The organism is Mesorhizobium sp. M0771 (assembly GCF_040320155.1).
In the GTDB taxonomy this organism is placed as follows: Bacteria; Pseudomonadota; Alphaproteobacteria; order Rhizobiales; family Rhizobiaceae; genus Mesorhizobium.
Genome location: NZ_JAMYPC010000053.1, coordinates 1 through 6,052, shown reverse-complemented (window position 1 = coordinate 6,052; position 6,052 = coordinate 1). Strand labels below are relative to the sequence as shown.

Annotated in this window: 6 protein-coding genes; 3 read left to right on the top strand and 3 right to left on the bottom strand. The window is 59.7% G+C overall.

Annotated elements, in window-relative coordinates:
* From NKI05_RS31905 to gfa, 3 genes are all read left to right on the top strand, one after another.
* Positions 1-1,550, top strand: a 1,550-nt coding sequence (locus NKI05_RS31905) for a phytoene desaturase family protein (RefSeq protein WP_352794194.1), incomplete at its 5' end; no start/stop codon positions are given.
* A 230-nt stretch (positions 1,551-1,780) separates the two neighbouring features.
* Positions 1,781-2,908, top strand: coding sequence for an S-(hydroxymethyl)glutathione dehydrogenase/class III alcohol dehydrogenase (locus tag NKI05_RS31900; protein ID WP_352794192.1), 1,128 nt, complete (start codon positions 1,781-1,783; stop codon positions 2,906-2,908).
* 67 nt (positions 2,909-2,975) lie between these two features.
* Positions 2,976-3,545, top strand: a complete 570-nt coding sequence (gene gfa, locus NKI05_RS31895) for an S-(hydroxymethyl)glutathione synthase (protein WP_023830645.1) — start codon at positions 2,976-2,978, stop codon at positions 3,543-3,545.
* Positions 3,546-3,759: 214 nt separating this feature from the next.
* Here gfa and NKI05_RS31890 read toward each other — a convergent pair whose 3' ends face one another.
* The 3 genes from NKI05_RS31890 to NKI05_RS31880 all read right to left on the bottom strand — a co-directional run.
* On the bottom strand, positions 3,760-5,172 hold the full coding sequence (locus NKI05_RS31890) for a Glu/Leu/Phe/Val family dehydrogenase (RefSeq protein ID WP_352794198.1): 1,413 nt from the start codon (positions 5,170-5,172) through the stop codon (positions 3,760-3,762).
* A 271-nt stretch (positions 5,173-5,443) separates the two neighbouring features.
* A complete protein-coding gene (locus NKI05_RS31885; RefSeq protein ID WP_352794189.1) occupies positions 5,444-5,941 on the bottom strand; it encodes a UPF0262 family protein in 498 nt (165 codons plus the stop codon).
* A 16-nt stretch (positions 5,942-5,957) separates the two neighbouring features.
* A partial coding sequence (locus tag NKI05_RS31880; RefSeq protein ID WP_352794196.1) for a hypothetical protein occupies positions 5,958-6,052 on the bottom strand: 95 nt, incomplete at its 5' end.

Genomic DNA, 6,052 nt, shown 5'->3' with positions numbered 1-6,052 from the left:
CTTGCAGCTGCTACCTGGCGAAAGCCGGCCTGAAGGTGCTGGTGCTCGAGGGTCGCAATGTCATTGGTGGCGCAGCTCGGTCCGAGGAAGTTGTTCCCGGCTTCACCTTTTCCGTTTTTTCCTACGTTGCATCCCAGCTACATCCGAAGGTAGTCACCGAGCTCGACCTGAGGAAATATGGCCTTCGAGCCGTCAAGGGGGATGATCGTACGTTCCGGCCCGTGGACGAAAAGCGGTCGATGATGGTCGGCGGGGACATCGGGCAGATGCAGGCAGTCTTGTCCCGATTTTCCAAGGCCGACGCTGCCCGTTACCCGGAGTTCCGCAATCATCTCTCAAGCGTTTCGCAATTTGTCTACAAACTCAAGCTGCAGACGCCAGTCGACCTCGTCGACAGTTCGTTGCGCTCCCGGGCCAAGACAGCAAGCTTCCTGTGGGAGAATCGCAACGTCGGCGACGATTTCTACAAGCTAATAGATCTCTTCACCCAAAGCTCTGAGGAATATCTGAGCCGTTGGTTTGGGAGCAGTGCAGTGAAGGCTGCGTTCGCGCAAGCGGTGGGCGGGAGTCTGGTCGGTCCGAAGACCCCAGGGTCAGCCTGGCTTGCGCTGCATGGCAGTTCGAGCCATGACGAGAAGGACGCCATCAACGGACAGGTCGTCGGTGGAATGGGCTCCATCACTCAGGCGATGGCGCGATGCGCCGAGGACCACGGCGTCGAGATTCTCGTCAATAGCGATGTCACACAGGTCCAGACGCGCAACGGCCGAGTGCATTCGGTCGTAACCAGCCGCGGAGATGAATATAAAGCGCGTATTGTTGTCGGGAACCTCAACGCCAAAGTTCTGTTCGGAAAGCTCGTTGGAGCGAGTGACCTCCCCAGTGAATTTGTCGCGCACATCGCACGATTCAAAACAAACGGGGCCGCATTCAAGCTGAATATCGCATGTGAAAGAGCTCCGCAGTTCTCGTCGTTCAACAAGCAGGAAGCGGGCATGGAAACGCCGGCATGGGCCCAAATTGCTCCTGACATGGAATACCTCGAGCGGGCCTACGAAGAGGCGAAACCCGGCTGGTATTCTTCGCGACCGTTCATGATCATGATGATCCCGACTGTCCTTGAACCCGGCCTAGCGCCCAAAGGAAAACATGTCGTTCAAATCTATGGCGGACATACGTCCTATGAATTGGCCAACGGCTCTTGGGAACAGGAGCGCCCGAGATTCCTGAAGTCGGTCTTTGAAACCATCGACCATTTCGCACCGGGGTTTTCCGATGGCGTCATCCATACGCAGGTCCTCCTCCCGAAGGACATCGAGGAGCAGCTCAACATGCCGGGAGGCCATATCAATCACGGAGACATGTCCCTTGATCAGATGTTCTTTAAACGGCCCGCGGCTCACTATTCGGACTATAGATCGCCGATAGGAGGTCTCTATCAATGCGGAGCGTCCTCCCATCCCGGCGGGGGGGTCTCCGGCGTGCCCGGCCGAAATGCATCGCGGGAAATCCTGAAGGATCTTGGGAAGCGTCCGGCGCGCTCGGCATAAGATGTTTATTGGTGAGGTTTGGCTGCGGCGGGGTGACTGAGGCCAAGGAAAGACCCTCAACCTGCAGAGATGTAACAACGCCCGTTCCACGCCCTGGCAGCTTTTGAAGGGATTGTGCCAATGTTCAAACTAAGGTCGGTTAAACACGCCTCAACGGAGAGGACTTGGCAAGTCCAGGCATCTGGCTTGCCGAGGCGAACGACCCAATAACGCAGAACAAGGATGTAGACATGAAAACCCCCGCCGCTGTCGCTGTCGCCGCCGGAAAGCCGTTGGAAATCATGGAGGTCGACCTCGACGGACCGCGCGAAGGCGAGGTGCTGGTCGAGATCAAGGCGACCGGCATCTGCCACACCGACGAGTTCACTTTGTCGGGCGCCGATCCCGAAGGCCTGTTTCCGGCAATCCTCGGCCATGAAGGCGCCGGCATCGTCGTCGATGTCGGCAAGGGCGTCACCTCGGTCAAGAAGGGCGACCACGTCATCCCGCTCTACACGCCGGAATGCCGGCAGTGCCCGTCCTGCCTGTCGCGCAAGACCAATCTGTGCACCGCCATCCGCGCCACCCAGGGCCAGGGCCTGATGCCCGATGGCTCGTCGCGCTTCTCGATCGGCAAGGACAAGATCTTTCACTATATGGGCTGTTCGACCTTCTCCAATTTCACCGTTTTGCCCGAGATCGCGCTCGCCAAGGTCAATCCCGACGCCCCCTTCGACAAGATCTGTTACATCGGCTGCGGCGTCACCACCGGCATTGGCGCTGTCATCAACACGGCCAAGGTCGAGCAAGGCGCAACCGCCGTTGTGTTCGGCCTCGGTGGCATCGGTCTCAACGTCATCCAGGGCCTGAAGCTTGCCGGCGCCGACATGATCATCGGCGTCGATCTGAACAACGACAAGAAGGAATGGGGTGAGCGCTTCGGCATGACGCATTTCGTCAATCCGAAGGAGATCGACGGCGACATCGTCCCTCACCTCGTCGACCTGACCAAGCGCGGCGCCGACCAGATCGGCGGCGCCGACTACACATTCGACTGCACCGGCAACACCAAGGTGATGCGCCAGGCGCTGGAAGCCTCGCATCGCGGCTGGGGCAAGTCGGTTATCATCGGCGTCGCCGGCGCCGGTCAGGAGATTTCGACCCGGCCGTTCCAGTTGGTCACCGGCCGCACCTGGATGGGCACCGCCTTCGGCGGCGCGCGCGGCCGCACCGACGTGCCGAAAATCGTCGACTGGTACATGGACGGCAAGATCCAGATCGACCCGATGATCACCCATTTGCTGAAGCTGGAAGACATCAACAAGGGCTTCGACCTCATGCATGAGGGCAAGTCGATCAGGAGCGTCGTCGTTTATTGAGGAGAAGAAGCCGCCGACCGAAGGGCCAGCGACTGTAGTTGCATGGGTTCAACAAGGGAGGAAGATAATGCCTGAGAAACTGCATCCGAAAATCGACAATGGCCTGCCGAAGGAAAGCGCAAGCTTTGCTGGCGGCACGCTGGTCTGCGCCTGCACCAGCAAGCCGGTGAAGGTGACGGTCAAGGGCCAGATCGCCCACAACCATGCCTGCGGCTGCACCAAATGCTGGAAACCGGACGGCGCGGTGTTCTCGGTCGTGGCGGTCGCCGGCACTGGCGACGTCACCGTCACCGAGAATGGCGACAAGCTGAAGGTGGTCGATCCGGCAGCGTTGATCCAGCGTCATGCCTGCACCGGTTGCGGCGTCCACATGCACGGCCCGGTCGAGCGCGACCATCCGTTCAAGGGTCTGTCCTTCATCCATCCCGAGCGCTTCCAGGAAGACGGCTGGTCACCGCCGGGCTTCACCGCTTTCGTTTCGTCGATCATCGAATCCGGCGTCGACCCCAAGCGCATGGACGGCATCCGCGGCCAGTTGAAGTCGATGGGCCTCGAGCCCTATGACTGTCTCAACCCCGGCCTGATGGATTACATAGCCACCTGGACGGCGAAGAAGTCGGGCGCGCTGCCGGCCTGAGAAATTCCGAGATTCAGATGAAGGGGCTGGCCAATGCCGGCCCCTTTCACATTTGGAGACTCGATTGCCCTTGCTCGTAATTTGCGTCGACGCCGACGCCTGCCTCAATCAAGGCCGAGGTCGAGAAAGTCGCTGAACGGCATGGCGTTTTGTCGTCACCCATGGCGCCAACACCGGCTGGCGAGGCGCGAGGCCGGCCTCACAATCAGGTCAGTTAGATCCCGATCGCTTCATAGGCATCTGCGATCTGTCGGATTGACGCGACATAAGCGGCGGTTCGGTAATCGCTCAGTTCCGGTTGCTGCTCCATCAGGTCGGCGATGCGTCCCCAGGTGCTGCGCATGACGTCTTCCAGCCCGGAACGAACGAGGTCAATTTCTGCGCCGCCTTCGAGGAACTCCTCGCGAATATCGGCGGGGAACTCCTTCCCGGTCATGCGTTCAAGCGCCGCGGCAATCGTGTGGTTGCGCCGCTCGCGGCGGCGCCTTTCCATCAGGCCGAAGGGAATATGCGTCAGATTCTTCACCCACTCAAAGTAGCTGACGACCACGCCGCCGGCATTGGCGTAAAGATCGGGCAGGATGGTGACCCCTCGGGTGCGGAGCACCTTGTCTGCCCCGAAGGTCACCGGGCCGTTGGCAGCTTCGACGACGAGTTTTGCCTTGATGCGGTCCGCATTCCCCGGATGGATCGCATTTTCCATCGCTGCTGGAATCAGAACGTCGCACTCCTGCTCGATACCTGTCATATCACCGGGATACGACTTGGCGCCTTCAACACCGAGAATGCTACCGGTTTTGACCTGATACTGCTTCAGCACCTCTATCGCCAGACCATCGGCATTGGCAATATAGCCATCCCGTTCTGCAACGACGGTCACCCGTGCGCCGTCTTCTTCAGACAGAAACTTCGCGGCATGGTAACCGACGTTGCCGAAGCCCTGAACGATAATGGTGGCACCCTTCAGATCACGCCTGCCGTTAAGACCGGCGGTTCGCGGATCGCGGAGATAGCTCTGGATGGCGAACTGCACGCCCCTCCCGGTTGCTTCGGTTCGGCCGGCAATGCCGCCCTTCGACAGCGGCTTTCCCGTCACGCAGGCGCGCGCATTGATCACATCGGTCGGATTGGCCCGGCGAAACTCGTCCATCATCCAGGCCATTTCCCGCTCGCCTGTGCCGATGTCAGGAGCCGGAACGTTGACGCCCGGGCCTATCAGGCCACGTTTGTTGAGTTCCTGGGTGAAGCGGCGAGTTATGCGCTCAAGCTCCTGCAGCGTCCATTCGCGCGGATCAATCTTCAGAGCGCCCTTTGAGCCCCCAAACGGGACATCAACCAGCGAGCATTTGAGCGTCATCAGTGCAGCCAGCGCCTCGACTTCCTCTGCATCGGCATTCGACGCATAGCGTATGCCGCCCTTCACCGGTTCGCAGTGTTCGCTGTGGACGGATCGCCAGCCAATGAAGCTGTACATGCGGCCGCGCAACCTGACGCCGAACCGCACCGTGTAGGTCGAGTTGCACTGCATGATCCGCTCCGCCAATCCATCCGGCAAGTCGAGGAACGCCATTGCATGGCGGAAGTTCTGGTCAACGCTATCCAAAAAGCCGGCAGAATTGTCCTGCATCACTGATGCCTCGCCGCCAGACCGTTGGCACTCGCATTCATGCGCTTACTGCGGCAGTTCGCCTTGCGATGCTCGAGGCGTTGCAGAGGATTCTCATCCGGGATTTCGGTTTGGAGTTTTGACCTTGCAGGCAACGAACGTTTTTCCTTCTGCTCGTGATTGGCGGAATGAGTGTCAGCCCAGCGCCCTCTCGATACATGTCCGGCTTTCAAAGCCGTGGGCCTAAACCAACTCTCGGCACTTCTTTGAGCGTGGCTTTGTCGCATCACCTTCAGCTCGACAGAATGCGCCGAGGCGTATTTCGCGCGAGCAGAGCGTAGATCAGCGTGAACAGCCGCCGAGCGGTGTCGTTGTCGACGCTCACTTTCGCTGAGAGGTGCTCTTTCAGAAGCTCGGAAGCTTCGTTGTGGATGCCGTGCCGGCCCATATCGATTGCCTCCAGCCGTTCTGGACCAGGGTGGCGGAGAGCGTCGTAGTAGTTCTCGCAGATTCTCGTGTAGTCCCTTAACAGGCGGCGGAAGGGAGTAAGCGAGAGATGGTGACTTGCGACATGGGCGCCGTTTTCGTCGGCGATATGGAGAGCCAAGCGTTCCTCCGCCACTTCTATCCTGAGACGATAAGGACCGCGGCTGTGCCCATGTGGCATGAACGTGTTGCGTTCCAGCAGGGCACCAATCGCAAGGTCGTGCTCACGATCTGTCCGGGCATCTCGACCGCGGAAAGATCGATCAAGCGAAACATCGCAGAGGCGGAATTCTCCGTCTGTCATCACACCGTCCTCGGGCTCACAGCGCTTCCACGCACAGAGCGACGCCCATGCCGCCGCCGATGCACAGCGTGGCAAGGCCCTTCTTGGCGCCGCGGCGGCGCATCTCGAAAA

What these genes read in the sequence shown, in the direction of transcription:
- NKI05_RS31900 (WP_352794192.1), top strand. Translation starts at nt 1,781, where the DNA reads ATGAAAACCCCCGCCGCTGTCGCTGTCGCCGCCGGAAAGCCGTTGGAA.
- gfa (WP_023830645.1), top strand. Translation starts at nt 2,976, where the DNA reads ATGCCTGAGAAACTGCATCCGAAAATCGACAATGGCCTGCCGAAGGAA.
- NKI05_RS31890 (WP_352794198.1), bottom strand. Translation starts at nt 5,172, where the DNA reads ATGCAGGACAATTCTGCCGGCTTTTTGGATAGCGTTGACCAGAACTTC.
- NKI05_RS31885 (WP_352794189.1), bottom strand. Translation starts at nt 5,941, where the DNA reads ATGACAGACGGAGAATTCCGCCTCTGCGATGTTTCGCTTGATCGATCT.